Genomic DNA, 23,490 nt, shown 5'->3' with positions numbered 1-23,490 from the left:
GCCGGAGTGACGGGGGCCGCATGCGCCCCCCGTCCTCGCAAGATTCAGTGCCTGACATGCTCGAACACGACGATCACGCCGGTCGGCTCAGGCTCGTGCGCCATCAGGCGCGTCAGATCCGCGTCGCTCCAGTCGGCGAGGCTGACGACTTCGCCGGTCTGTCGCTCCGCACTGAGCGACGGCGTTGGCTCGAGCACCTTCAAGCCCATCTCGTCGACGAAGAAGGTGTGTTCGCCGAACATGCTGTTGAGCTGGGGCATGGCGGGGTGTTCATCGGGCAGCACCTGGGCGCCGAGCTGGTTGACGGTCTGCTTCACCTGTTCGGATGTGAGCTTCATGAGCTGCTCCGTTCTGTCGTTCGAGTTTCGTGGAATTGAGCCGGAGCGCGCCTGTTCCCTGCGCCGGATTGCCTGGCTCAAACTTCCGAACGGGTGCTGCGCACAAATGTTCCTGCGAAATGAATATCGTGATCGCGTGCGGCCTCTACCGCGCCGATGGCGCGAGGTCGCCACAGGATGTCCACGATTGCCGCCGGGACGCTGGTCGTCGGATTCAATCCCCGCTTCGGTCCTCGCCAACCGAAAGCGCGCAGATGCGTGACAGATAGGTGTAGGGCAGACCCGTCTCGTCAGCCCAGGCGTTGAACTGCGCTTGCACCTTGGCCAGATCGCCCTTGGACTTGACCTCCTCGGCAATGTCGAGCCCTGCATCGCGCAGGCAGGCGACGACATCCTTCGAGGTGACAAAGCCGTCCCAGCCGACGAATCGCAGCAGCATCTGGCCGGTGTTGCCGCTGAGCCGAGAGCCGCGCTTGGCGAGGAGATCGAGCAGGCCGACCTCGTTGGAGGGCGGCCACTTCGCCAGAAACTTGCCGAAGCTGCCGTGCTCTTTCGCGATCTCTTGCACGAAGGCCGCGTTCTCGCGCACGGACATGATCTTGGCGCCGTTGCGCACGATCCGCGCATCACGCAGCAGGCCTTCCCAATAATCTTCCGGCTGGAAGCTGAGCTTGGCCGGCTGGAAGCGCAGAAAGGCGTCTTCGAAACCGTCCCACTTCGCCTCGATCACGCTCCAGGCAAACCCGGCGCAAAACACCCGCTTCGTCATCTCGGCGAGGATGCGGTCGTCGCCGAGCTTTGCCAGCCCCTTCAAGTCCGGCTTGTCGGGCATCAGCTTTTCGAGCGCCTTGGGCCCACCTTTGCGCTTCTCGGCGCGGGCACGAATGGTCTTGAAGGAGGGCATGCGATCACCCGCGTTGAAGGCGCGCCACGACAGCAGAATTCGGCGATCCGGTCCAGCCCCAGCGCGCTCAAGCTTTGCCCAACCGCGACTATCGTGACAGACGCTTTGCGAGATGAACTGACTGCCAGTCTCCGAGGCCAGTATCCGCAAACCCCGCCTTCTTCGCAAGGCCGCGCATCTCGGCGTTGGTCCGCGCTGTTTCGGCCGCGATCATCTCGTGACCGAGGTCGCCCGCGCGCCGCTCCATCGCATTCATCATTCGCAGACCGACACCTTTGCGCTGAAACACATCGGCAACGGAGATGGCGAAATCACCGTACCGCGCGGCCGCATCATAGGCGTAGCGCATTTCGCCGATGATCGTGCTCTGCCCCTCCTGCTGCCTGAATTCGGCGAGCAAGGTGAAATGGCCGGGATGACCGACCTTGGCGACGCATTCAGCCGCGAGCAACGCGACGTCCGCACGCGCGCCCATGAAGCGCTTGTTGCGCGCCGTGATGGACAGGCTGGTGAAATAGAGGGAGAGGCGCTCGACGTCGGATGCATCGGCGGTCCTGATACTGACCGCCGCTTCGGTCAGGAGCGGCGCGACGACGACATCCGGTGATAGCTGCGACATGCGCGAGACTCTCGACAGGTTGCTGGAATAGCAGACCTAGCCGAAGCCGCGCGCTTGCCGCTTGGACATCACCGCCAATCTTGCGGCCGAAAGCGAACAGCGGGACGCCTTGTGCCTGACGTCACGCGGCGATCGGCGGCCAGGCGGAAGTACGGCGGCCAGCGATGCGGCGTGACGTAGAGCAGCTGGACCTGATCCGGATCGTAGGCGAGCAAAAACGCCTCCGCATCACGCCCGCGAGAGCGAGGGCACCTCCTCCGGCATGATGGCCTGCAGCCCGCCGAAGCGGCGTTCGCGGCCGTGGAAGGAGGCCAGCGCCGCCGCGAGATCGCTCGCGTCGAATTCGGGCCACATCCGCTCGGTGAAGTGCAGCTCGGCATAGGCACCCTCCCAGAGCAGGAAGTCCGACAGCCGTTTTTCGCCTGAGGTGCGGATGATGAGATCGACATCGCGCAAACCGGCCTCGCCGGTGACGAGTTGCGAGAAGGCTTCGCGGGTCAGGCTGGTCAGCGCAGCAGCCTTCGCAGCGGCATTGAGGATGGCATCGCGCGCGGAATAGTCGACGGCGATGCGTAAGTGCAGCGTGCTGCCGTCTGCGGTGGCTTCCTCCGCGCGCGCGATGGCACTGGCAATACCGTCCGGCAGGCGATCGCGCCGACCGATCACGTTGAGCCGCACGCCGTTCTTCACCAGGCTCTGCACTTCATTGGCGAGATAGAAACGCAGCAGCGTCATCAACGCCGCGACCTCGGCCTTGGGCCTGCGCCAATTGTCGGTCGAGAAGGCGTAGAGCGTCAGCGTGCCGATGCCCTGCTTCGGCGCCGCCTCGACTATCCGGCGGATCGTCTCGACGCCCGCCTCGTGGCCGCGGATACGCGACAATCCGCGCCGGGTCGCCCATCGGCCGTTGCCGTCCATGATGATGCCGACATGAAGCTTTTCGTTGTGGGACGTGACGTCACTTTGCATCGCAAAGTCTCCGGTCAAAAAAGGGGGCGATCAGGTCGGGAGAATACCGAGACGGCCGAACGGCGGCGCCTCACGCCCGGCGGCCTTGGCGGCGTCGCGCACGAGACGTTCGAGCACTGCGAGATAGTCGAGGAAGCGTCGGCGACCGCTCTTGGTCAGACGGCAGGTCGTGTGCGGGCGATTGCCTTCATAACCTTTGGTCACTTCGACTAGGCCGGCCTCCTGGAGCACGGCGAGATGCCGGCTGAGATTGCCGTCGGTCAGGCCGCAGAGCTGCTTCAGATCCGCGAACGCGAGCCCCTTCGGGTGAGCCATCAGCGACGTCAGCAATCCGAGTCGCGCCTTCTCGTGGATCACACGGTCGAGCCCTTCATAAGAAAAAGGCGCGCTGTCAGTCTTCGACATCATTGTCTCCGGACGCGAAATACAGAATGGCCGCCATCACCGACTGGCCGATCACGAAAGGCAGCCCCATCGTCCATGGCGACAGCGTGTGGGTCCGGCTTGCCAGGACCACCACGACGAAGCCTGATATGAAGTACCAGGCCCCGGCGAACGCCACGCTACGCGGCAGCGAGCGAACGGAGGCGAAAATGCCGAGCGACACCAGGATCTGCCACAGCCCCGGCAACAGCCAAAGCGCCTCGGACGCGAACTTCCACATCACGACCGCAAGCAGGACACCGGCGACGCCCGCGGGCAGGAACTGCTCGATCGCCTGATGAATCATCGCGTCGGCAAGGCCGGAATGATGACGGCGCGAACGCGCACGCATCTCGATCCAGATCATCAGGCCTGACAGCGACGCCGCGACGAACCACCCGAGGAAGAAGCCGAGCGGCTCACTGGTGGGATCCCCGAGCAGCCAGAATTGCGCGATCGCGGTCAGAAGCGCGACCGCGCCGGTCGCGGCCATCGTGGCCGGGCCGTAACCGCGGAACGCCGTGCCGGCCGCAATCTGACTGCGGATCGCCACGATGTCGGCCAGTGCCTTGTCGAGATCGCGCATCGGCAACGCCAAAACTCCGCTCCACCCGGCTCACGGACCGGCTCGCCCAGTCACTTTGTATCGCAAAGTATACAGCACCACAAAGTAAAGGCAAGCCGCGAAGTCGCCCGCGGGGACAACGCTCCGGCCGGACAACTGCCGGTTGCGTCTCGGCTGCCAGCCCAGATAAGATGCGGCCGAGATGCCCTGGGGGGAGATTATGTGGTTAAGGTCGCTCGTCGCTGCAGCTCTGCTGCAGGTGTGTCTTGTTGGCTCAGCCCATGCGAAGGGACCGTTTGGTACCGTCAATGTTGGCGGCTGGACCGGCGGCGCCTTCAGCAACGACGAGACGGGCGCCTTCTCCCATTGCGCGGTGACGGCGCCTTATGCGAACGGCGTCATCCTCGTCGTGAGCCAAAATGCCGCCGGCATATGGTCGCTCGCCTTCGCGAGTCCCAGCTATCACTTCAACAAGGGCGAGAACGCCGCGATCGACGTGACTTTTGACGGACAGGAGCAAGCCAGGCTGTTCGCGACGGCATACCGGTCCGACATGCTCACGGCCGTCCTGCCGCTCAATGTTGTGCGCACGTTTCAGAAGGCGAACCTGATGGTGGCGACGGCCGGCCACGCCGTCCTGAACTTCGACCTGAGGTCGACCGGGCCGGTGATCGCCGCATTGGCCAATTGCGTGACCAGGGTGAAAGCCGACGGGCTCGACAAGGCCGGCGATTTCACCAAGGGTGCGGCGAGGACCGCAGCCGCGGGTGACAAGCAGGGCCCGCCGCCGGCGAGCAAGCCCGGCAAAGGAGCCAAGAGCGGTTTCGGCACCGGCTTCGTGATCAGCGCGGCCGGGCACATCGTCACCAACAACCACGTGATCGACGGTTGCAGCGAGCTCAAGGGCAATCTCACGGGCGAAGCCGCGATGGTCTTGCGGGTCGTGTCTGCTGATCCAAACAACGATCTGGCGTTGTTGCAGGCGCCCTCGACGGCGACATTCAAGGAGTTTGCCCGAATCCGCGATCGCTCGTTCCACTCCGGCGATTCCGTCGTAGCGATCGGTTTTCCCTATCATGGCTTACTGACGTCGGACTTCACCGTGACCACCGGGATCGTAAGCTCGCTGAGCGGCATGCGCAACGATACGCGCTTCCTGCAAATCAGCGCACCCGTGCAGCCCGGCAATAGCGGCGGCCCGTTGTTCGACACCAGCGGCCAGATCGTGGGAGTGGTCACCGGAAAGATCCCCGGATTGCGCATTGCCGCGCTAACCGGCGATATTCCCGAGAACATCAACTTCGCCATCAAGACCGGCGCACTGCGCGACTTCCTCGACAATTCGGTCGTGCCGTACCAGACGGCCGAGCCGAAGGGCGAGCTCAAGACCGCCGACATCGCCGGCAACGCGCGTGCCTATACGATGCTGATCTCGTGCAAAGGCACGGAAGAGGCTGATGCGAAGAAGTAGGGTTGCATTCGTACTCGTGTATTCCGTCAACCTGAGGTGCTCACACTGCAAAGCAGTGTGAGCACCGAAGGATGAATCGGCCCGGATGCAGCTGGGCTGTCGCCCTTCGAGGCCTCCGCCCAGCGGCGCAATTGCGCCGCGAGGCTCCGGCACCTCAGGGTGACGATAACAGTTTGCACGCGTGGCACGTAAGGCGCATAGCCCCTCACCCGTGGCAGCACGCACCCTTCGCCTGCGGCTCGTACTGGTCGCGCAGGCGAACCCAATCCATCGGATAGGGCAGACCGTCCTCGTGACGGCCGAGCGGGGTGAGGTCGAGATATTGATAAGCGGCATTCATCATGTCGAGGCCGCGGGCGAAACAGGAATAGGTGTGAAAGATCTCGCCGGCCTCGTTGCGATAGAACACGCTGATGCCCGGCAGTTCCGGGCCATAGAACGGCGTGGTGCCGAAATTGTATTTCGGCACGCCCTTGTCGATCTGCTCGCGCGTGAACGAGACCTCGTAATTGTAGTTGAATTCGTTATTGCCTGAGGAGACCCAGTCAAACGTCCAGCCCATGCGCTGCTTGAATGCCTCGAGTTTTGCGCTCGGTGCCAGCGAGATCGCGACCATGGTGGTATCGCGCGCCGCCAGATGCGGCACCATGCGCTCGAAGCCGTCGGCCCAGAACGAACAGCTCTTGCAGGCGGCCTCCCAATCCGGCGCGAACATCACGTGCTGGACCACGAGCTGCGGGCGCCCTTTGAAGAGATCGCCGAGCGTCACCTTGCCATCAGGCCCGTCGAACACGTAACGCTTGTCGACCTTCACCCAGGGCAAGGCGCGGCGTTCTTCGGCCAGACGCTCGCGGGCCTGCGAAAACGCTTTCTCGTGCGCCAGATGAGCCTTGCGAGCGGCGACCCACTCCTCGCGCGAGACGATCTGATGTTGCTGCATGGTATCCTCCTCTGACAGGGATCAGGCGACGAAGCTATCGAGCTTGTCGAAGAACGAACTCCAGCCACGCTGGTGGTTGTCGCGCGCGGTCTCGTCGAAGAACTGCGCATGATGGAAGATCATCAACGTGCCGGCGCCGTCGGGCTTCAACGTGATCGTCACCAGCGATTCGCGCTCCGGCGTCGAGTGCCAGGCCCAGGTAAAGACCAGCCGCTCGTTCGGCACGACCTCGCGATAGGTGCCGCCGGCCTCGAAATATTCACCGTCGTCGCGGGTGAACGAGATGCGGTAGCGGCCGCCGGCGCGAACGTCGAGCTCGGCGTTCAGCGTCGCCGGCTTCATGTTCGGCGGCCCGAACCATTGAACTAGTTGTTCGGCCTGCGTCCAGGCGATGAAGACTTTTTCCGGCCGCGCCCGGAGCCGGCGCGTGAGCGTGAGGCTCGGCCTTTCATTTGCGCGTTCGGCGGCGTTGGCGACTGCGTTGACCATGGTTCCTCCTCCACAAAGGCGGCAAGGCGGTCGAAACTCTCGGACCAGAATTGTGCGTAGCGATTGAGCCAGTTCATCGCCTGCTCCATCGGCTGCGCGGTGAGCCGGCAGGACACGGTGCGCCCGGTCTTCTCGCGCACGATCAGGCCCGCATCCGTGAGCACGTCGAGATGCTTCATGATCGCCGGGAGCGAGATCGGGAACGGTGCCGCCAGCTCGCTCACCGACAGGCTGTCCTTCTCGCCGAGACGCGCCAGCAGCGCGCGCCGCGTCGGATCGGACAGCGCCGCAAAGGTGCGATCGAGCGTCTCGTCCTGATACTTAACCATAAGGTTTAATATAGGCGCAAGCCCGATCCCGTCAAGCGGGAACCCACGCAAAAAAGCCCCGCCTTCAGGCGGGGCTTCCTCCGTGAATCGCAGAAGCGCTATTCGACCTTGAGGCCGGCGAACTCGACGACCTTCTTCCACTTGGCGGTCTCGGCCTCGATGTCCTGGCCGAACGCCTCCGGCGTCTCGATCAACGGATCGCCGCCGAGCTCGACCAGGCGCTTGGTCATCTCGGGCTCCTTCATGAGCGTGTTGATCTCGTTGTTGAGCTTGGCGATCAGGTCCTTCGGCATGTTCTTCGGCGCACCCATCCCGAACAACGCGCTCGCCTCGTAATCCTTCACGGTCTCGCCGATGGTTGGTACGTCGGGCAGCTGCGGCGAGCGCTGCGCCGTGGTGACGCCGAGCGCACGCAAGCTTCCGGAACGGATGTGCTGGATGATCGAGGGCATGTTGTCGAAGATCACCTGGACCTGACCACCGAGCATGTCGGTGATCGCGGGTGCCGCGCCACGATAGGGCACGTGCTGCATCTTGCAGCCGGTCATGGCCATGAACATCTCGCCGGACAGATGCACCGAGGTCCCGTTGCCTGACGAGGCCATGTTCACCTTGCCGGGATTGGCCTTCACATAGTCGATGAACTCGGCGACGGTCTTGGCCGGCACATCCTTGTTGACGGTCATCACGTTCGGCACGCGCTGGAACGCGGCGATCGGCGCGATGTCGCGAAGGAAGTTGAACTTGAGATTGGCGTAGAGCGTGGTGTTGATGTAGTTCGCCGGATTGACCAGCAGCACCGTGTAGCCGTCGGGCTCGGCGTTCACGACGGATTCGGTACCGATATTATTGCCGGCGCCCGGCTTGTTCTCGATCACGAATTGCTGGCCGAACCGCTCCGACAGCCGCTGGCCGATCAGCCGCGCCAGAATGTCGGTGGCACCGCCCGGCGGATAACCCACCACGAACTTCACCGGCCGGGACGGATAATCCGCTGCAAATGCCTTCGACAGCGGGCTGGCTACAAGCGGCGTGGCGGCGAGCAGGCCCAGCGCAGTGCGGCGAGTGATCATCTCGAGGGTTCTCCCAGTGTTGTTCTTGAATGAGTGTTGTTCTTGAAGGCTGGTTGCCTTGAAAACGGCATCGGTGGCGTTGTAACAAAGCTCACCACGCGCGGAAAGGGACGCAAGATCCATGGTGACGAAAGGATAAGGCATGGCGGTGAAGGTTCAGGCTCTCGATCATCTCGTCATCAACGTCGCCGACGTCGCTGTGACCGCCGAGTGGTATCGCAAGATTCTCGGCATGGAAGTCAAGGTGTTCGATCCCGGTGGCGGCAAAGCGCCGCGGACCTCGCTTCAATTTGGTCAACAGAAGATCAACGTCCGGCCGCGCGACGCCGACAAGGTGGAGTGGTTCACCGCCGACCACCAGACCGCCGGCAGCGAAGATCTGTGCTTCCTCACCTCCTCGACGCCCGACGAGGTGGTAGCGCATCTGCAGGCACATGGCGTCGCGATCGAGGAAGGCCCGGTTCCCAAGCAAGGCGCCCGCGGCACGCTGCGCTCGGTCTATTGCCGGGATCCGGATGGCAGCCTGATCGAGATTTCGTCGTACGAGTATTGAGCGGCACGCAACGCCCTCCCCGATTTGCGCGCCGTGCCATGTGATGGCAGGAAGACGCAATCATCAAATGGCAGCTGCCATCAAGATGCAGGCTGCACGGGAGGACTCATGGCCATTCAACGAACCGCCGCCGGTATCGTGAGCCCGTTCGACGGGCTCGACGTGCCCTGGCTGCTGAAGATGCGCGCCGAGGCGCGCAGCGCGCATCCGTTCCTGATCTGGGCGCCGTTCGATGCACCTGCGCAACATTGGAGCTACCGCGAGTTTCACGAGCGGGTCGGCGCGCTTGCGGCGGGCCTGGCGAAGCGGGGCGTGAAGTCCGGCGAGTACGTGCTCATTCACCTGGACAATTGCATCGAGGCGCTGCTGGCCTGGTTTGCCTGCGTCGAACTTGGGGCCATTGCCGTGACCACCAACACGCGCTCGGCGCCGGCGGAGATGGAGTATTTCGCCGATCACTGTGGCGCGGTCGCTGCGATCACGCAGCCGGCCTATGCGGAGATCGTCGCCCAGAACTGCCGCAACATCCGCTGGATGGCGGTGACCTCGCATGATGCGGGTGCGGCGCCTGCACAGGCGGTCTCGCACGGCGAGAGTTTTGAGCAGCTGTTCGCCGACAGCGCCGATCGTCCCAGGCGCGCGATCGATCCGCTTGCGCCGTGCAGCGTGCAATACACCTCAGGCACGACGTCGCGGCCGAAGGCCGTGCTCTGGACCCACGCCAATGCGCTGTGGGGCGCCAAGATCAATGCGGCGCATGAGGATCTTCACGCCGGCGACGTGCACCAGACCTATCTGCCGCTGTTCCACACCAACGCGCTGGCCTATTCCATGCTGGCGACGCTGTGGGTCGGTGGCTCCTGCGTGATCCAGCCGCGCTTCTCCGCAAGCCGGTTCTGGAACGTCGCTCGCGAGCACGGCTCGACCTGGACCTCGACCATTCCGTTCTGCATGAAGGCGCTGCTCGAGCAGGAGATTCCGAAAGACCATAAATTCCGCTTGTGGGGCACGGCGGTGAACGAGCCACCGGCCTTTGCCGCATTCGGCGTCAAGATCATCGGCTGGTGGGGCATGACGGAAACCATCACCCACGGCATCATCGGCGAGGTCGACCAGCCCAACATCCCAATGTCGATCGGCCGCGCCGCGCCCGAATATCAGATCCGCATCGCCGACGATGACGGACGGCCGACCGAGGTCGGCGACACCGGCAATCTCGCGATCAAGGGCATCCCCGGCCTGTCGCTGTTCGCCGAATATTTGCACAACGAAAAGGCGACGCGCGAGAGCTTCGACGAGCACGGCTTCTTCCTCACCGGCGATCGCGTCACGCGGCTTGAGAACGGCTTCATCAGGTTCGGCGATCGCACCAAGGACATGCTGAAGGTCGGCGGCGAGAACGTCGCGGCCTCCGAGATCGAGCAGGTCATCGCCATCGTCCCCGGCGTGCGCGAGGCCGCCGTGGTGGCGAAGAAGCATCCGATGCTGGATGAGGTGCCTGTCGTCTTCATCATCCCGCATGGCGGCGTTGCGGACGCCGCGCCGGATTTGCAGGATCGCGTGATGGCGGCCTGTCGCAAGGGCCTTGCCGATTTCAAGGTGCCGCGCGAGATCAGGCTCGTCGACGACATGCCGCGCTCGACCCTGGAGAAGGTGGCGAAGGCGGAGCTGCGGAAGATGGTGGAGTAGGGAACGTCGTTCCGGGGCAACGCGCAGCGTTGAACCCGGAATCTCGAGATTCCGGGCTCGCGCTTCGCGCGCCCCGGAATGACGGGTTAGATTCTCAGAACGACCCCAGCGCCACCGGGCGGAAGGCCTGCAGCAGTTGCTGGTCCAGCTTGCCGCCCATGCCTTCCATCATCGTGAACGCGCGGGAGTGGGTGAAGGGCATGCGATAGGCGCGCTTCTCGACGAGCGCGGCGTAGATGTCGACGATCGTCGTCAGGCGCACGATGTCGCTGATCTGGTTCGACGACAGGCCGTTGGGATAGCCGCTGCCGTCGAGAAATTCATGATGATGCAGCACGACGTCCAGCATCTCCGGCGGGAAGCCGCCCTGGGCTGCGAGCGCATCATAGCCGCGGCGGGGATGCTCGCGGACCTCGGCCATCTCCTCGTCGGTGAGCTTGCCCGGCTTGTCGAGCAGCACGGAGGGGACGAAAGCCTTGCCGACGTCGTGCAGCAGCGCCGCGCGGGTCAGGCGACGCTGGTCGTCCTCGCGCATGCCGAGATGCTGTGCGAAGGACACCGCAAAGCCGGTGACGAACAGACAGTGCCTGTAGCTGCCGACATGATGGCAGCCGACGGTGGTGAGCCATTCGCGCAGCGAGGAGTGCTTGATCGCCTTCAGGATCTTGGTCTCGGCGGCGATGACGTCGTCGAAGGTCAGGGGCACGCCGAGCGGCAGCTTCTCGAACATCTTCTTCAGCACCGCATGCGCCGCCTCGACGCCGCGGTTGAGCGTCTTGCCGCGATCGGTCGCGTCATAGACGGCCGTGTCCGGGAAGGCGGCGCGGATGCGCTGCAGGATCGCCTCGGGCTGGAGTGGGCGCGAGATGGTGTCGGTGGCGCCGAGCGCCCAGGCCTGCATGGTGCCGTGATGCAGCGCATCGGCCAGCACGAACAGCCGCGGCATCGAACGATAGGCATCGCCGCGCAGCTTGTTGCGCACGCGCTGCACGCTTTCGGGCGAGCGCAGGTTGATGTCGACGACGAGGCCGGACAGATCGCGCGAGGGCTGCTCGGGAATCTCCTGCGTGGTCACCGTCGAGACCTCGCCGACGGCCTTCAGGATGCCGGCGAGCTCGGTGCTCGCATCGCTCCGGTCGGAGGCCAGCAGAAGCCGGCGTTTGTTGGCGGATTTGACTGGCGCGTTCATGGCTTCCCCAAAGCACGGGAGTGTCTTCGGGCGTCAGCCTAAGCCGGATCAGGTTCTCCGGCCCTTAAGAGGCATGCTCAACGGGACCTTCCGGAATTGCACGCAATTTTACGGATCGAAGGGTTCCGGCCGGAGCGCGAAAACAACCCCATGCACAGTAGAACGGCCATTGAAAACACTCGGGTTTTCGTCCTCCCATTGTCATCGCCCGGCTTGACCGGGCGATCCAGTACTCCGATGCGGCGCGGCTGGAATCGCGAGGCCGCGGCGTACTGGATGCCCCGCCTTCGCGGGGCATGACAGTGAGTGCTGGGACGCGGAGTGCCCCAAGAAAAATCCGCCGGAGGTAGCCCTCCGGCGGATCGGCTTTCGCGAGGATGACTCCGCAGCTTACGCCTTCATCGCCCCCTTCACGGCTTCCGCCGTGATCGGCAGCGCGCGGACGCGGGCGCCGCTGGCGTTGAAGATGGCGTTGCCGATGGCGGGCGCCACCACCGTCACCGCGGGCTCACCGACGCCGGTGGCCTTCTCGCCATTGGCGATCACGGCGACTGCGACTTCCGGCATCTGGCTCATGCGCAACGGCCTGTAGCCATCGAAGTTGGTCTGCTCGATGCCACCATCCTTCAGCGTCGCCTTCTCGTACATCGCCAGCGACAGGCCCCACAGCGCCGCACCCTCGACCTGGGCGCGGATGTTGTCGGGATGCACCTGCGTGCCGACGTCGGTTGCGACCGTGAGCTTCTTCACGGTCACCTCGCCCGACGGCGCCACGGCGACATGCGCGACGCAAGCAGTCCAGCTTGCGGTCGCACGTTCCTGCGACGACACGCAGGCAACGCCCATGCCTTCACCCTTCGGCAGCTTCTTGGTGCCGTAACCGGCAAGGCCCATCGCGGCGAGCAACGTATTGCGCAGCCGCTGCGCGCCGCCGTCGTTCTTGCCGGCGCCGTCGAGCAGCGAGATGCGGAATTGCGCCGGATCCTTGCCGGTCGCCGCCGCGATCTCGTCGATCATGCTCTCGACCGCCCAGAAGGTCCAACCCGGCGCCACCGAGCGGAGCTGACCGGACGGGGTGGCGTTGTGCGCCATCTCGTTCTTGATCGCGCGCACATTGTGGTTCGGCACGGTGTAGAAGAAGTCCGAACCGTTCACCGTGAACGCGTCGAGCGGGCCCTTCTTGTCGACCGAAGGCGACAGGAAGTCGGGGATGCCCCAGCGCTGGGTCGGCCAGGCCGAGACCACGTCGTGGCTGAGCGCGACGAGCTTGCCGTCGCCGTCGACGCCAGCCTTCACTTTCTGGTAGGTGAGCGGACGCGAGAAATCCATCGTCATGTCGTTCTCGCGCGTGTAGATCACCTTCACCGGCTTGCCCACGGCTTTCGCCGCCTGCACCGCCGGCACCATCATGTCGGCGTCGAGCCTGCGGCCGAAACCGCCGCCGAGCCACATCTGGTGCATCACCACGAACTTCGGATCGATCCCGGCAGCGCCCGCCGCAATCGCGCCGGAGCGCGTCGCGAACTGGTTGCCGGAATAGATGTGCAGGATGTCGCCCTTGAACTCCGCGGTGGCGTTCATCGGCTCCATCGGCGCGTGGATATTGATGCTGGTGGTGTATTCCGCCTCCAGCACCTTGGCCGCGGTGCCGAGGGCTGCCGCGGGATCGCCGTCCTTGACGAAGAACTGGCCAGAATCGTCGAGCTTCTGAAGCCGCTTGGCTTCATCGAGCAGCGACTGGCTCGACAGCTTCGCATTCGGCCCGCCGTCATAGCTGACCTTCAGCGCCGCCGCCGCCTTCTTGGCGTTGGCATAGGTGTTGGCGACCGCGACCACCCAGCCCGTCGTCGTCTGGGTCTTGTCGTCGAGGGTGACGGCCTTGATGAAGCCCGGCACCTTCTTCGCATCGCTGTAGTCGACCGATTTCACCGTGGCGCCGTAACGCACCGGCGGCGTCACCACCGCACCATAGGCCATGCCCGGAATCATCACGTCCATGCCGTATTTGGCCGTGCCGTTGGTCTTGGAGGGGATGTCGATCTGCGGCACCGACACGCCGATCATGGTGTATTGATCCGGCGTCTTAAGCTTGATCGCTTTCAGCTCGTCCGCCGTGAAGGTTTTCGTCGCCTTGCCGCTCTTGACGACATCGGCGAACGACATCTGCTTCTTCGACTTTGCGTGCACGATCATGGAATCGCGCACTGTGAGCTCGCCAGCCGGCACGCCCATGGAGGCTGCCGCGCCTTCGGTCAGCGCCATGCGCCCGGCCGCACCCGCCCGGCTCATCGCGTCGAAGTTCATCATGGTCGACCAGCTGCCGCCGGTGATCTGCGCACCGAGCACGGGGTCGTTGAACTTCGGATCGTTGGAGGCGAGGTTGACCCGCATGTCGCTCCACTTCGCGCCCAACTCTTCGCAGACGATCTGCGCCATGGTGGAGGCAATGTGCTGGCCCATGTCGGCCTTGCCGCAGGTCACGGTGACCAGGCCATCGGGCGCGATCGCGTACCAGACGCTCGGCTCGAAATTGGCGGGCGCCGCAGCGAGCGCCTCACCGATACCGGGCACGCCGGCATAGCCGAGCACGAGTCCGGTCGCGGCTGTGCCGACCAGGAATGAGCGGCGGCTGAGATCAGTCGCTTCAGGGGTGACGTTCTTCACGTGCTGGTTCATGTGGGCCTCCGCTCGTTGCCGGCGGCGGATGCGGTGCGCATCTCGGTGGCGGCGCGCATGATTGCTTTCTGGATCCGCGAATAGGTCATGCAACGGCAGAGATTGCCGTCCATATGCGCCACGACCTCTTCCTTGGTCGGATTGGAATTCTTCGCCAGCAGCGAAGCCGCCTGCATGATCTGCCCGGACTGACAGTAGCCGCATTGCGGCACCTGCTCGGCGATCCATGCCTTCTGCAGGGGGTGATCGCCCTTGGCAGAGAGGCCTTCGATGGTGGTGATCTTCTTGCCGGCGACATCGCCGACCATGGTCTGGCACGAGCGCACGGCTTCGCCGTTGACGTGCACGGTGCAGGCGCCGCACAGGCCGGCACCGCAGCCGAATTTCGTGCCGGTCATTTGCAATTGTTCGCGGATAGCCCAAAGGAGCGGCGTGTCGTTTGCCGCATCCACGGACATGCTCCGCCCGTTGATCGTGAGCGTTGGCATAGGCGTCTTCCCCTGCCGGTGCATGAAGCCGCTTACGGCGGCAACTTGAGTGACGGATGCCCACCGGGCCGGCCTCCGCCTTGCGCGCAAGAATGATCGCGTTCTCGTGCGGAGGCAAATGCAATTTGGAACCGGTCGAGACTATCTCGTTTGTGCGTTGCGACAACGGCGCTGACGTTAGCGACTGGACACAACAAGCGAAGCGAATCGGACATGAGTGTCATTGCATTCAGCTAGTTTCTTCGAGGTAACTTGGCGGGCTAAGGTGCAAGCGCGGACGTAGATGTCCCTTCTCCCCTTGTGGGAGAAGGTGGCGCGAAGTGCCGGATGAGGGGTATCTCTCAACTCGCAAAAGCGTTCGTGAGGAGAGACACCCCTCACCCGGCTTCGCTTCGCGAATCCACCCTCTCCCGCAAGGGGAGAGGGTGCACCGTCTCCGCGACGAGAAGAAGAATTGAAAGGTCGGAAACAATGCCGAAGATCAATCGAGACGGCGTCGGGATCTATTACGAAGTGCACGGCAACGGGCCGCCACTGCTGCTGACCCACGGCTATTCCTCGACCTCGGCGATGTGGCACGGCCAGGTCGATGCGCTGGCGCGCGATCACAAGCTCATCCTGTGGGACATGCGCGGCCACGGCCAGTCCGATTACCCCGACGATCCCAAAGCCTACAGCGAAGCGCTGACCGTCGGCGACATCGCGGCGATCCTCGATGCGGTCGGCACCAACAGGGCCATCATCGGCGGGCTGTCGCTCGGCGGTTACATGTCGCTCGCGTTCTATCGCGCCCATCCAGAACGCACGCGCGCGCTGCTGATCATCGACACCGGCCCCGGATTCAAGAAGGACGAGCCGCGCGAGGCCTGGAATGCGCGGGCGCTCGCCACCGCCGACAAGCTCGATCGCGAAGGCCTCGAGGTGCTGAAAGCGGCGACACGCGAGCGCGCCACCGCCAGCCATCGCAATGCCAAGGGGCTGGCGCTGGCCGCGCGCGGCATGCTGACCCAGCGCGACGCCGCGGTGATGGAGCTGCTGCCCAACATCAAAGTGCCGTCATTGATCGTGGTCGGCGCCGACGACACGCCGTTCCTGGCGGCATCGGATTACATGGCGGCAAAAATCCCCGGCGCACAAAAGGTTGTGATCCCCGCGGCCGGACACGCCGTCAACATCGATCAGCCCAAGGCTTTTGTTGACGCCGTGGTGCCTTTCCTGAAGAACTTGCCGGCATAGACGGCGAGACGGGGATTCACGGCCATGAAGCGGACAATCCTGGTTGCGGGCGCAGCGCTGCTCTCGATGATGGCATCCGTGCAGGCCGAGCCGTTCGGCACGGTGCCGCTGCGCCGTCCCTTCGTCGACACCCTGTCGAACAACACGCCCCTGGCATTCGGGATGGACGCGGATCAGACCGCGCACGCGCTCCGACAGCCCCTGCAATATGTCCGGGGCCGTCCCGGCAACGAGATCTATCTCGCCCTGCGCGACCTGGGCGGCAGCGGACTGGTGCCATCCCGCCACCGCCTGTTCCTGCAATTCCGTCATGGGCGGCTGGCCGGATGGAAAGAGGATTACGGCGACAACTGGATGTGGGAGTGAGGTCTCTCTCCTCATCCTGAGGAGCTTGCGCAGCAAGCGTCTCGAAGGATGAAGGCCCCGCTGCTGCATCTCGGCCTTTCATCCTTCGAGACGCGCGCAAGGGCGCGCTCCTCAGGATGAGGAATGAAAGCGACTTTCGGAACACCAACCAAGAAGGACAACCCGCGTGGGACAAGACATCAAACTGACCGCATCGGACAATTTCCAGCTTGGCGCCTATCGCGCTGATCCCTCAGGCAGGGCGAAGGGCGCGGTGGTGGTGATCCAGGAGATTTTTGGCGTCAATCATCACATCCGCTCGGTCTGCGACCGCCTCGCCGGCGAAGGCTATGTCGCGATCGCGCCTGAGATCTTCGACCGGACGTCGCCGGGCTTCCAGTCCGGCTACACGCCCGACGAGATCGCGGAAGCGCGCAAGTTAGTCGCCAATCCGGATTGGGCGGCGATGCTGCGCGACACGCAGGCTGCGATCGATGCGGTCAAGGATGTCGGCCCGGTCGGCATCATCGGCTTTTGTCTCGGCGGCAGCGTCGCCTTTGTCGCGGCGACGCGGCTGACCGGCCTCAAGGCCGCGATCGGCTATTACGGCGGCGCCGTGGTGCGCTTTGCCGACGAGAAGCCGAAGGTGCCGACGCAGCTGCACTTCGGCGAGAAGGACGCCGGCATTCCCCTCACCGATGTCGAGACCGTCAAGGCGAAGCGGCCTGATGTCGAGGTCTTCGTCTATCCCGGCGCCCAGCACGGCTTCCATTGCGACGAGCGGCCGAGCTACGACAAGGCGAGTTCCGATATCGCCTGGCCGCGCAGCATGGCGTTCTTTGCGAAACATTTGAAATAGGGCGCGCGCGGAAATCGGGTGGCTGCATCCCTCTGCGCGGCGATAGAGCTGGCTTATCAAGCCAGGTCACGCCGGGAGAGCGTCATGCAGCAGATCAACACCAACATCATCATCCGCAACCCGTTCGGCACCATGGACGTGCCGGCGCCCGGCGATGCCGAAGTCATGAATTATGCCATCGCCGCCCGCCTGGCCGGCGATGCCACTGACGACAATGCGGCGCCATGGGCGCCCATTCCCGCACCTTCCGATCCGATCGACGGCAGCTGGGCGAGCCGCTGGAACGGCGGCGCGGATCCGACCATACCAGATGACACGCCCGAGCTTTGGAAACAGGGGCGCGCGGAGGTCCGCGTCGTGCGCGAGCGGATCTATCTGCGGTTCGATTGGGACAATGGCCGACGGCACGGACTAATCGATGCCGTGCGGGAAAGCGGCAATGGCCTGATCGGGAAATATATCAACCTGACCAATCCCGCGATCATGCGGCCCTGGATCGGGCTCGTGGTGGACGCCAACAGGATTGACGGATGCTTTCCGAACGGGCGGCTGGATTTTCGGAGGTGAGCTCTCTCGTCGTCATTCCGGGGCGACGCGCTAGCGTCGAGTCCGGAATCTCGAGATTCCGGGTCTGGTGCTGGCGCACCATCCCGGAATGACGAAGTACGTTGTACTTCGTCAGAACCAGCGCTCGCCGACGAACACGGTGTCGCCGGGGCTGACGGGGGTGCCGAGCGGCACCACGGCGCGCATGGAGCCGCCGCCTTCGGTGTGGGTGACGGTGACCACGTCGCGCTTGGCGCGCGGTGAGAAGCCGCCGGCGATCGCGACGGCGCTCTCGACCGTCATGTTGGGCACGTAAGGATATTGGCCGGGCGCTGCGACTTCGCCGAGGATGAAGAACGGGCGATAGGACTCGATCTCGACGGCGACCGACGGTTCGCGGATAAAGCCGTTGCGCAGGCGCGCGGCGATCTCGCCGGCAAGTCCCGCCGTGGTGCGGCCACGCGCCGGCACCGATCCGATCAGCGGCATCGTGATGGAGCCGCCGGCGTCGATGGCGTAGCTGTTGGTGAGACCTTCCTGCCCGTAGACCACGACACGCAGCTTGTCGCCGGCATCGAGATGATAGGAGGCGTCATAGCGGACGGGTGCAGCCACCACCGGCCCCGCATAGGCGACCGGAACGGGCGCAGGACCCGAGGCAAAGGAATTGGTGAGCGCATCGATGGCGCCGCCGCCATTATTGGCAACAACGACCGGCTGCGGCGCGCTGTAGGGCTGGCCATAGGCCATGGTGTCGAGATCGGGGCGGGGCTGCCCATAGGCGACGGGACCGACGGTCTGCATGCAGCCGCCCAGGGTCAGCGCGGCGGACGCTGCCAAGGAGACTGTCAGGATCGACCATCGAAACGCGCGTGCAACCGGCACCGGAGCATCCCTGAAAACGAGACAGCTCAAGTCTTGCACCGGTTATGGTTAATAAAGGGTTGAGGGGGCCAGCAGAGCGCGGCGCGAGGCTCACCTGCGGCTATCCTTCGAGACGCCCGCCTGCGGCGGGCCCTCAGAATGAGGACGGAGTGTGTGGCGGCAATTTCGATAGCGAAAGCTGCCGCTGAGCCTCATCCTGAGGAGACCGCGGAGCGATCGTCTCGAAGGACGAGGCGCTCGCTCCGCTCCACAACGATTTATACTTACGCGCTCACGCCGACGCCGATCGGGCACGACACGCCGGTGCCGCCGAGGCCGCAATAGCCGGCGGGGTTCTTCGCCAGGTATTGCTGATGATAGTCCTCGGCGAAATAGAACGGCCCTGCCGGCGCGATCTCGGTGGTGATGGAGCCGAGACCCTTTGCGCCGAGCGCCTTCTGATAGAGCGCCCTGGACTCGTCGGCAGCCTTCTTCTGCGCATCGGAGTAGGCATAGATCGCACTCCGATATTGCGTGCCGACATCGTTGCCCTGGCGCATGCCCTGCGTCGGGTTGTGGCTCTCCCAGAACGTCTTCAAGAGCTTCTCGTAAGAGATCTTCTTCGGGTCGAACACGACCAGTACCACTTCGGTGTGGCCGGTGCGGCCCGAGCAGGTCTCTTCATAGGTCGGGTTCGGCGTGTGGCCGCCGGCGTAGCCGACAGCAGTGGAATAGATGCCGTCGCCGAGCTCCCAGAATTTGCGCTCGGCGCCCCAGAAGCAGCCGAGCCCAAACACGGCCTGCTCGAGGCCATCAGGATAAGGCGGCTGCAACTTTGCGCCGTTGACGAAATGGATGCTCGCAGTCGGGATCGGCTGCGCACGGCCGGGCAGTGCTTCGGCGGCGCTCGGCAGGGCGGTGGACTTGCGCATGAACAGCATGATGGATCTCCGCAAAACGAGCTGTCGCGCGCCTGAGCCAATGGCTCGGGCGGCGTGCTCGCGATCAGGTGGGAATATAGGTCTTTACGAAGGGAACGGCAGTGATGTTACGCCGCCCCTGCTCGCGGGTTTGCCGCGGGAACAATTCAATCCCGGGAGTAACCGATCAGGGGCTTCCGCGGGCGGAACAGGATCATCAGCAAAATGCCGAGCAGGCCGAGCACGGCAAACACCGGCTGATCCAGCACCAAGCGGATCACCGAGGTCCAGAGCCAAGGCGCCTTGGCCTCGATCCAGGTCCGGAAGGCGGACTGGCTAGCCTGGTTGATGTCATTCCAGAACTGCCCGAATCGGGTGAACCGCAGGGTCTGGTCGGCCACCCAGCGGGCGCCGTCATAGACCATGAAGAAGAACCCGCCGGCGAGCAGCAACAAGCCAATCAGTCGGAAAAAGCCGCGGATCATACCCCACCCATTATGGTCACCAGATCGGACGACCCCAAGGAAACGCCGTCAGCCAATAGCCGGGAGACGGCAGAAATTCAACCTCATCAGGGCGTTACGGCCACCTCCTGGCCGCCAGGACCCAGCTTTTCCAGCCCCCGAAAGCGTTGACGGTGCCAAAGACCCCCTCTATAAGGGCGCCAACTGGCGGCGGGCGCAATCCTGCCGCCGCTGTTCTTTGAGCAGTTGCAGGCTCTTTTAGGGCCTCAGAGATGACCGCAAGGCTCATCGCTCATGTTCCGGGAACGGCCTGCAACCGAACACCCTAAATCCGAGCGTCGATTCCGCGGTCAAGCTGCCGGCGCTATCAGACCAAGACGCGACCGGTACCCGCAAAGGACATTGAGACCATGGCCAACACTACCTCCGCCAAGAAAGCGACGCGCAAGATCGCCCGCCGCACCGCCGTCAACAAGTCGCGCCGCACCCAGATGCGCGGTGCCGTGCGTAACGTCGAGGAAGCCATCAAGACCGGCGATCGCGCCGCCGCCGCCAAGGCGCTGGCCGCTGCCGAGCCGGCCCTGATGAAGGCCGCCCAGCGCAACATCATTCACAAGAACAACGCCAGCCGCAAAGTCTCGCGCCTCACCGCGCAGATCGCCAAGCTCGCTAAGTAAGTTCAGGAAGTAAAGTACGCGACGTAAATTCGCGCGCGAGGTCGATCGCATCATTCGATCGGTTGAAGCGAACATCGCAAAGCTCGATCAGCCCGGCTTTCACGCCGGGCTTTTTGTTGCCTGTCACAATTCACGCTCGCAATGTCTTCACGCTTGCAGTCTTTGAGCAGCCGATCTTCCAATGGAAGCGTGTCGTTCGTCTTCGCTATGCTGCGTTCGTCGTATGAATCCGCAGTTTTTAGTCCGTAGTTTTACCTGCCATTGTTTTTGCAACAGCTGAAACTTTCATTGCGCTGCGGTGCGGTGCGAAAAACCCCTGCGGCGCGGGCCTAAGTTGAATTCGCGCGAAGCAAAGTTCTGCACACCGTAGATTCACCGGAACTGGTTTCCGCGTCGGGTTACCCTGTGAAACGAGACTCAAAAAACGATGTCTCGCTAATCACTTATCGACATAGCAGCGACAAGCATTTGGAAAATTCGCTCGCACGTCGCGTGCATGACGATTTTGTAAAAATTTTTTGGCAGCGGCGGCGGCGTTGTCACATGACACGCGCGATTTTCGAATCTGTGCACGAATCCAAAAACTTGGTCTCAAGGCTGTGAACAACTCGTGCGCGGCGTTAACGCTGGTCAAGTTTTTTGATGCCTCAAGTGTGAATCAATTTCGTTGCGAGTCTTTCCGCTTAGTGTATTCCTTAAGTCGTTCGCGGCGCCCACGATCTTGAGACCAGCGCGGTTTTAGAAACGAGGCGAGCGTGCAAATCGGCGGCGGTGTGCACGTAGGCGACGCTTCAACAAGCGATAGTCGGACCAAACCCATAGCAATATGGGAAGGGTAGCTCTTTGTCTTGACGTCTCCAAGCGAGATCTTAACGATCCCGCTCGCTTAAAGCGCATGTGAGAGACATCTTGAGCGACCCCGACACGCATGATGGCGTAGCCGAGCGGACGACACGAGCAGACGGGCAGGACATCCGCGACCTGAGTACAGCGCGGAGGTTCTTTTACGCAGGACCTTGCCGTGAGCGATCACGGCAGGACGGGGAGGTATCATGTCCTACGGATTCAACGCGGTATTGACTTCAGCTTCATCGTTCAACGATGCCGTTTCCAATCCGTCCTGTGCGCAGCCCCCTTTCGACGAGGCGTCGAGTACGCGCTGACCTCGCGAACCCTCCATCTCCGACATCGCTGATCTGACCCGCGGCGCTTCCGCCGAACGGTCGAGCTATGCCCGAAGATGAACTCGCTTGAGGTCGCGTCATCGCAAGTTCTGGCAGGAACTTCGCATGCCGCCCACCACGCAACCTTATCTCTCAAGAAAAGTTTTCAAATGATGACGACATCGGAACAGGATCGCTGGTCACGCGTGAAGAATCGCCTGCGCACGAACGTTGGCGAAGACGTCTATACGAGCTGGTTTGCGCGCATGGACCTCGAAGGCGTGCAGGACGAGAGCGTGCGTCTCTCGGTTCCAACCCGCTTCCTGAAGAGCTGGATCCAGGCCCATTATGCCGAGCGCGTGCTGTCGTGCTGGCAGGCCGAGATGCCGGAAGTGCATCGCATCGATCTCACCGTTCGCTCCGCCGTGCGTCCCGTGGTGCAGCCGAAGGAAGCGCCCGCGCCGGTCGAAGCGCGCCGCGCCCCTGCGCCCGAGCTGCGCTCGACCGCGACCGCGCCTGTCTCCGCCAATCATGACGCGCTCGGCGGCTCGCCGCTCGATCCCCGCCTGACCTTTGCGAGCTTCGTCGTCGGCCGCTCCAACACGCTGGCCCACGCGGCCGCGCGTCAGGTCGCCGAAGGTCGCCGCGGCGACCCCGTGATGTTCAACCCGCTCTACATCCATGCCGGCGTCGGCCTCGGCAAGACGCATCTCTTGCAGGCTGTGACGTGGGCCGGCAATTCCGGCAACGAGCGCAAGGTGCTCTATCTCACCGCCGAGAAGTTCATGTATGGCTTCGTCGCCGCGCTGAAGACTCAGACGGCGCTGGCCTTCAAGGAGGCGCTGCGCGGCATCGACGTGCTCGTGATCGACGATCTCCAGTTCCTGCAGGGCAAGTCGACCCAGGCCGAGTTCTGTCACACGCTGAATGCGCTGATCGATGCCGGCCGTCAGGTCGTGATCGCGGCCGACCGTCCGCCGTCCGACCTGGAGAGCCTCGACGATCGCGTCCGCTCGCGCCTCGCCGGCGGCCTGGTGGTCGAGATGGGCTCGCTCGGCGAGGAGCTGCGCCACGGCATTCTCAAGTCGCGCGTCACAGCCGCCCGCACCCACCATGCGACCTTCGACGTGCCGGAGGAGGTGCTGATCTATCTGGCCCGCGCCATCACCCATAACGGCCGGGATCTCGAAGGCGCGATCAACCGGCTGCTGGCGCATTCGAAGCTCAACAACCGGCCGGTGACGCTGGAGATGGCCGAGCACGAGGTGCGCGACCTGATCCGCCCCTCGGAGCCGAAGCGGATCAAGATCGAGGACATTCAGCGCGTGGTGGCGCGGCAGTATAATGTCAGCCGCTCCGACCTGTTGTCCTCGCGCCGCACCGCCAATGTGGTGCGTCCGCGCCAGGTGGCGATGTACCTCGCCAAGACGCTGACCCTGCGCTCCCTCCCCGAGATCGGCCGCAGGTTCGGTGGCCGCGACCACACCACGGTGCTGCACGCGGTGCGCAAGATCGAGGCGCTGGTGTCCAAGGACAATGCGCTGTCCGAGGAGGTCGAGTCGCTCAAGCGGCAGTTGCAGGAATAAGCGCCCAAGGAATAAACGCCTAAGGCTTCCTCCCCGCCTCCCGCCGCCCCGGCGATACCTTGCCCGGGCGGCGGTTTTCCTTTGGGCGGGTAAATCGTGGGGAACTGGCTCCCGA

Annotated in this window: 25 protein-coding genes; 9 read left to right on the top strand and 16 right to left on the bottom strand. The window is 63.7% G+C overall.

Annotated features, from left to right (window positions below):
* Nucleotides 1-44: 44 nt before the first annotated feature.
* From Q0687_RS17340 to Q0687_RS17315, 6 genes are all read right to left on the bottom strand, one after another.
* Nucleotides 45-338, bottom strand: a complete 294-nt coding sequence (locus Q0687_RS17340; RefSeq protein ID WP_194465094.1) for a hypothetical protein — start codon at nucleotides 336-338, stop codon at nucleotides 45-47.
* 214 nt (nucleotides 339-552) lie between these two features.
* Nucleotides 553-1,242 carry a DNA-3-methyladenine glycosylase I gene (locus tag Q0687_RS17335; RefSeq protein WP_298878914.1) on the bottom strand — a complete coding sequence of 230 codons (690 nt, stop codon included), beginning with the start codon at nucleotides 1,240-1,242 and terminating at the stop codon, nucleotides 553-555.
* A gap of 88 nt (nucleotides 1,243-1,330) precedes the next feature.
* Nucleotides 1,331-1,861, bottom strand: coding sequence for a GNAT family N-acetyltransferase (locus Q0687_RS17330; protein ID WP_298878912.1), 531 nt, complete (start codon nucleotides 1,859-1,861; stop codon nucleotides 1,331-1,333).
* A 228-nt stretch (nucleotides 1,862-2,089) separates the two neighbouring features.
* Nucleotides 2,090-2,830 carry a di-trans,poly-cis-decaprenylcistransferase gene (locus Q0687_RS17325; RefSeq protein WP_298878910.1) on the bottom strand — a complete coding sequence of 247 codons (741 nt, stop codon included), beginning with the start codon at nucleotides 2,828-2,830 and terminating at the stop codon, nucleotides 2,090-2,092.
* 30 nt (nucleotides 2,831-2,860) lie between these two features.
* A complete protein-coding gene (locus Q0687_RS17320) occupies nucleotides 2,861-3,235 on the bottom strand; it encodes a transcriptional regulator (RefSeq protein WP_298878908.1) in 375 nt (124 codons plus the stop codon).
* Complete coding sequence (locus Q0687_RS17315) at nucleotides 3,222-3,839, bottom strand: hypothetical protein (protein ID WP_298878906.1); 618 nt, start codon at nucleotides 3,837-3,839, stop codon at nucleotides 3,222-3,224. Before Q0687_RS17315 ends, Q0687_RS17320 begins: the two co-directional genes overlap by 14 nt.
* Before the next feature lie 199 nt (nucleotides 3,840-4,038).
* On the opposite strand from Q0687_RS17315, the gene Q0687_RS17310 reads away from it, so the two are divergent.
* On the top strand, nucleotides 4,039-5,289 hold the full coding sequence (locus Q0687_RS17310) for a S1C family serine protease (protein WP_298878905.1): 1,251 nt from the start codon (nucleotides 4,039-4,041) through the stop codon (nucleotides 5,287-5,289).
* Nucleotides 5,290-5,494: 205 nt separating this feature from the next.
* Here the strand turns inward: Q0687_RS17310 and Q0687_RS17305 are convergent, their stop codons facing one another.
* The 4 genes from Q0687_RS17305 to Q0687_RS17290 all read right to left on the bottom strand — a co-directional run bounded on the left by Q0687_RS17305 (nucleotide 5,495) and on the right by Q0687_RS17290 (nucleotide 8,120).
* A complete protein-coding gene (locus Q0687_RS17305) occupies nucleotides 5,495-6,229 on the bottom strand; it encodes a thioredoxin family protein (protein ID WP_298878903.1) in 735 nt (244 codons plus the stop codon).
* Between the two features lie 21 nt (nucleotides 6,230-6,250).
* A complete protein-coding gene (locus Q0687_RS17300) occupies nucleotides 6,251-6,622 on the bottom strand; it encodes an SRPBCC domain-containing protein (RefSeq protein WP_298878951.1) in 372 nt (123 codons plus the stop codon).
* Nucleotides 6,595-7,047 carry a metalloregulator ArsR/SmtB family transcription factor gene (locus Q0687_RS17295; protein WP_298878902.1) on the bottom strand — a complete coding sequence of 151 codons (453 nt, stop codon included), beginning with the start codon at nucleotides 7,045-7,047 and terminating at the stop codon, nucleotides 6,595-6,597. The genes Q0687_RS17300 and Q0687_RS17295 overlap by 28 nt, the downstream gene beginning before the upstream one ends.
* Before the next feature lie 98 nt (nucleotides 7,048-7,145).
* The gene (locus tag Q0687_RS17290) at nucleotides 7,146-8,120 is read right to left on the bottom strand and encodes a tripartite tricarboxylate transporter substrate binding protein (RefSeq protein ID WP_298878900.1); all 975 of its coding nucleotides are present in this window, start codon (nucleotides 8,118-8,120) and stop codon (nucleotides 7,146-7,148) included.
* Between the two features lie 142 nt (nucleotides 8,121-8,262).
* Between Q0687_RS17290 and Q0687_RS17285 the strand changes: the two genes are divergently transcribed.
* Together Q0687_RS17285 and Q0687_RS17280 are read left to right on the top strand one after the other, a co-directional pair.
* Nucleotides 8,263-8,673, top strand: a complete 411-nt coding sequence (locus tag Q0687_RS17285) for a VOC family protein (RefSeq protein WP_298878898.1) — start codon at nucleotides 8,263-8,265, stop codon at nucleotides 8,671-8,673.
* Nucleotides 8,674-8,781: 108 nt separating this feature from the next.
* The gene (locus tag Q0687_RS17280; protein ID WP_298878896.1) at nucleotides 8,782-10,362 is read left to right on the top strand and encodes an ATP-dependent acyl-CoA ligase; all 1,581 of its coding nucleotides are present in this window, start codon (nucleotides 8,782-8,784) and stop codon (nucleotides 10,360-10,362) included.
* Between the two features lie 94 nt (nucleotides 10,363-10,456).
* Here the strand turns inward: Q0687_RS17280 and Q0687_RS17275 are convergent, their stop codons facing one another.
* The 3 genes from Q0687_RS17275 to Q0687_RS17265 form a co-directional block, all read right to left on the bottom strand.
* Nucleotides 10,457-11,551: an HD domain-containing phosphohydrolase gene (locus Q0687_RS17275; RefSeq protein ID WP_298878895.1), complete on the bottom strand. Its 1,095-nt coding sequence runs from the start codon at nucleotides 11,549-11,551 to the stop codon at nucleotides 10,457-10,459.
* Between the two features lie 390 nt (nucleotides 11,552-11,941).
* Nucleotides 11,942-14,227, bottom strand: a complete 2,286-nt coding sequence (locus Q0687_RS17270) for a molybdopterin cofactor-binding domain-containing protein (protein WP_298878893.1) — start codon at nucleotides 14,225-14,227, stop codon at nucleotides 11,942-11,944.
* Nucleotides 14,224-14,715: a (2Fe-2S)-binding protein gene (locus Q0687_RS17265; RefSeq protein ID WP_057754010.1), complete on the bottom strand. Its 492-nt coding sequence runs from the start codon at nucleotides 14,713-14,715 to the stop codon at nucleotides 14,224-14,226. The genes Q0687_RS17270 and Q0687_RS17265 overlap by 4 nt, the downstream gene beginning before the upstream one ends.
* A 471-nt stretch (nucleotides 14,716-15,186) precedes the next feature.
* Here Q0687_RS17265 and Q0687_RS17260 point away from each other — a divergent pair, with 471 nt between their 5' ends.
* From Q0687_RS17260 to Q0687_RS17245, 4 genes are all read left to right on the top strand, one after another.
* Complete coding sequence (locus Q0687_RS17260; RefSeq protein ID WP_298878887.1) at nucleotides 15,187-15,951, top strand: alpha/beta fold hydrolase; 765 nt, start codon at nucleotides 15,187-15,189, stop codon at nucleotides 15,949-15,951.
* A gap of 24 nt (nucleotides 15,952-15,975) precedes the next feature.
* Complete coding sequence (locus Q0687_RS17255) at nucleotides 15,976-16,317, top strand: hypothetical protein (protein ID WP_298878885.1); 342 nt, start codon at nucleotides 15,976-15,978, stop codon at nucleotides 16,315-16,317.
* Between the two features lie 166 nt (nucleotides 16,318-16,483).
* Nucleotides 16,484-17,155, top strand: a complete 672-nt coding sequence (locus Q0687_RS17250) for a dienelactone hydrolase family protein (RefSeq protein WP_298878883.1) — start codon at nucleotides 16,484-16,486, stop codon at nucleotides 17,153-17,155.
* 84 nt (nucleotides 17,156-17,239) lie between these two features.
* Complete coding sequence (locus Q0687_RS17245) at nucleotides 17,240-17,722, top strand: hypothetical protein (protein WP_298878881.1); 483 nt, start codon at nucleotides 17,240-17,242, stop codon at nucleotides 17,720-17,722.
* A gap of 111 nt (nucleotides 17,723-17,833) precedes the next feature.
* Here Q0687_RS17245 and Q0687_RS17240 read toward each other — a convergent pair whose 3' ends face one another.
* The 3 genes from Q0687_RS17240 to Q0687_RS17230 form a co-directional block, all read right to left on the bottom strand.
* Nucleotides 17,834-18,586 (bottom strand): polysaccharide biosynthesis/export family protein, encoded by a 753-nt coding sequence (locus Q0687_RS17240; RefSeq protein WP_298878879.1) that lies wholly within the window; start codon nucleotides 18,584-18,586, stop codon nucleotides 17,834-17,836.
* A 263-nt stretch (nucleotides 18,587-18,849) separates the two neighbouring features.
* Nucleotides 18,850-19,506 (bottom strand): peptide-methionine (S)-S-oxide reductase MsrA, encoded by a 657-nt coding sequence (gene msrA, locus Q0687_RS17235; RefSeq protein WP_298878877.1) that lies wholly within the window; start codon nucleotides 19,504-19,506, stop codon nucleotides 18,850-18,852.
* A gap of 146 nt (nucleotides 19,507-19,652) precedes the next feature.
* Complete coding sequence (locus tag Q0687_RS17230) at nucleotides 19,653-19,970, bottom strand: hypothetical protein (RefSeq protein WP_298878875.1); 318 nt, start codon at nucleotides 19,968-19,970, stop codon at nucleotides 19,653-19,655.
* A gap of 389 nt (nucleotides 19,971-20,359) precedes the next feature.
* On the opposite strand from Q0687_RS17230, the gene rpsT reads away from it, so the two are divergent.
* Nucleotides 20,360-20,626, top strand: a complete 267-nt coding sequence (gene rpsT / locus Q0687_RS17225) for a 30S ribosomal protein S20 (RefSeq protein ID WP_298878873.1) — start codon at nucleotides 20,360-20,362, stop codon at nucleotides 20,624-20,626.
* Between the two features lie 1,336 nt (nucleotides 20,627-21,962).
* Nucleotides 21,963-23,375: a chromosomal replication initiator protein DnaA gene (dnaA, locus tag Q0687_RS17220; RefSeq protein WP_298878949.1), complete on the top strand. Its 1,413-nt coding sequence runs from the start codon at nucleotides 21,963-21,965 to the stop codon at nucleotides 23,373-23,375.
* The last annotated feature ends 115 nt before the right edge of the window (nucleotides 23,376-23,490 follow it).

Origin of the sequence: uncultured Bradyrhizobium sp. (genome assembly GCF_936928535.1) — a bacterium.
Taxonomy (GTDB): domain Bacteria; phylum Pseudomonadota; class Alphaproteobacteria; order Rhizobiales; family Xanthobacteraceae; genus Bradyrhizobium.
The sequence above is the reverse complement of the archived record's forward strand: the minus strand, read 5'-3'. Positions and strand labels throughout refer to the sequence as shown.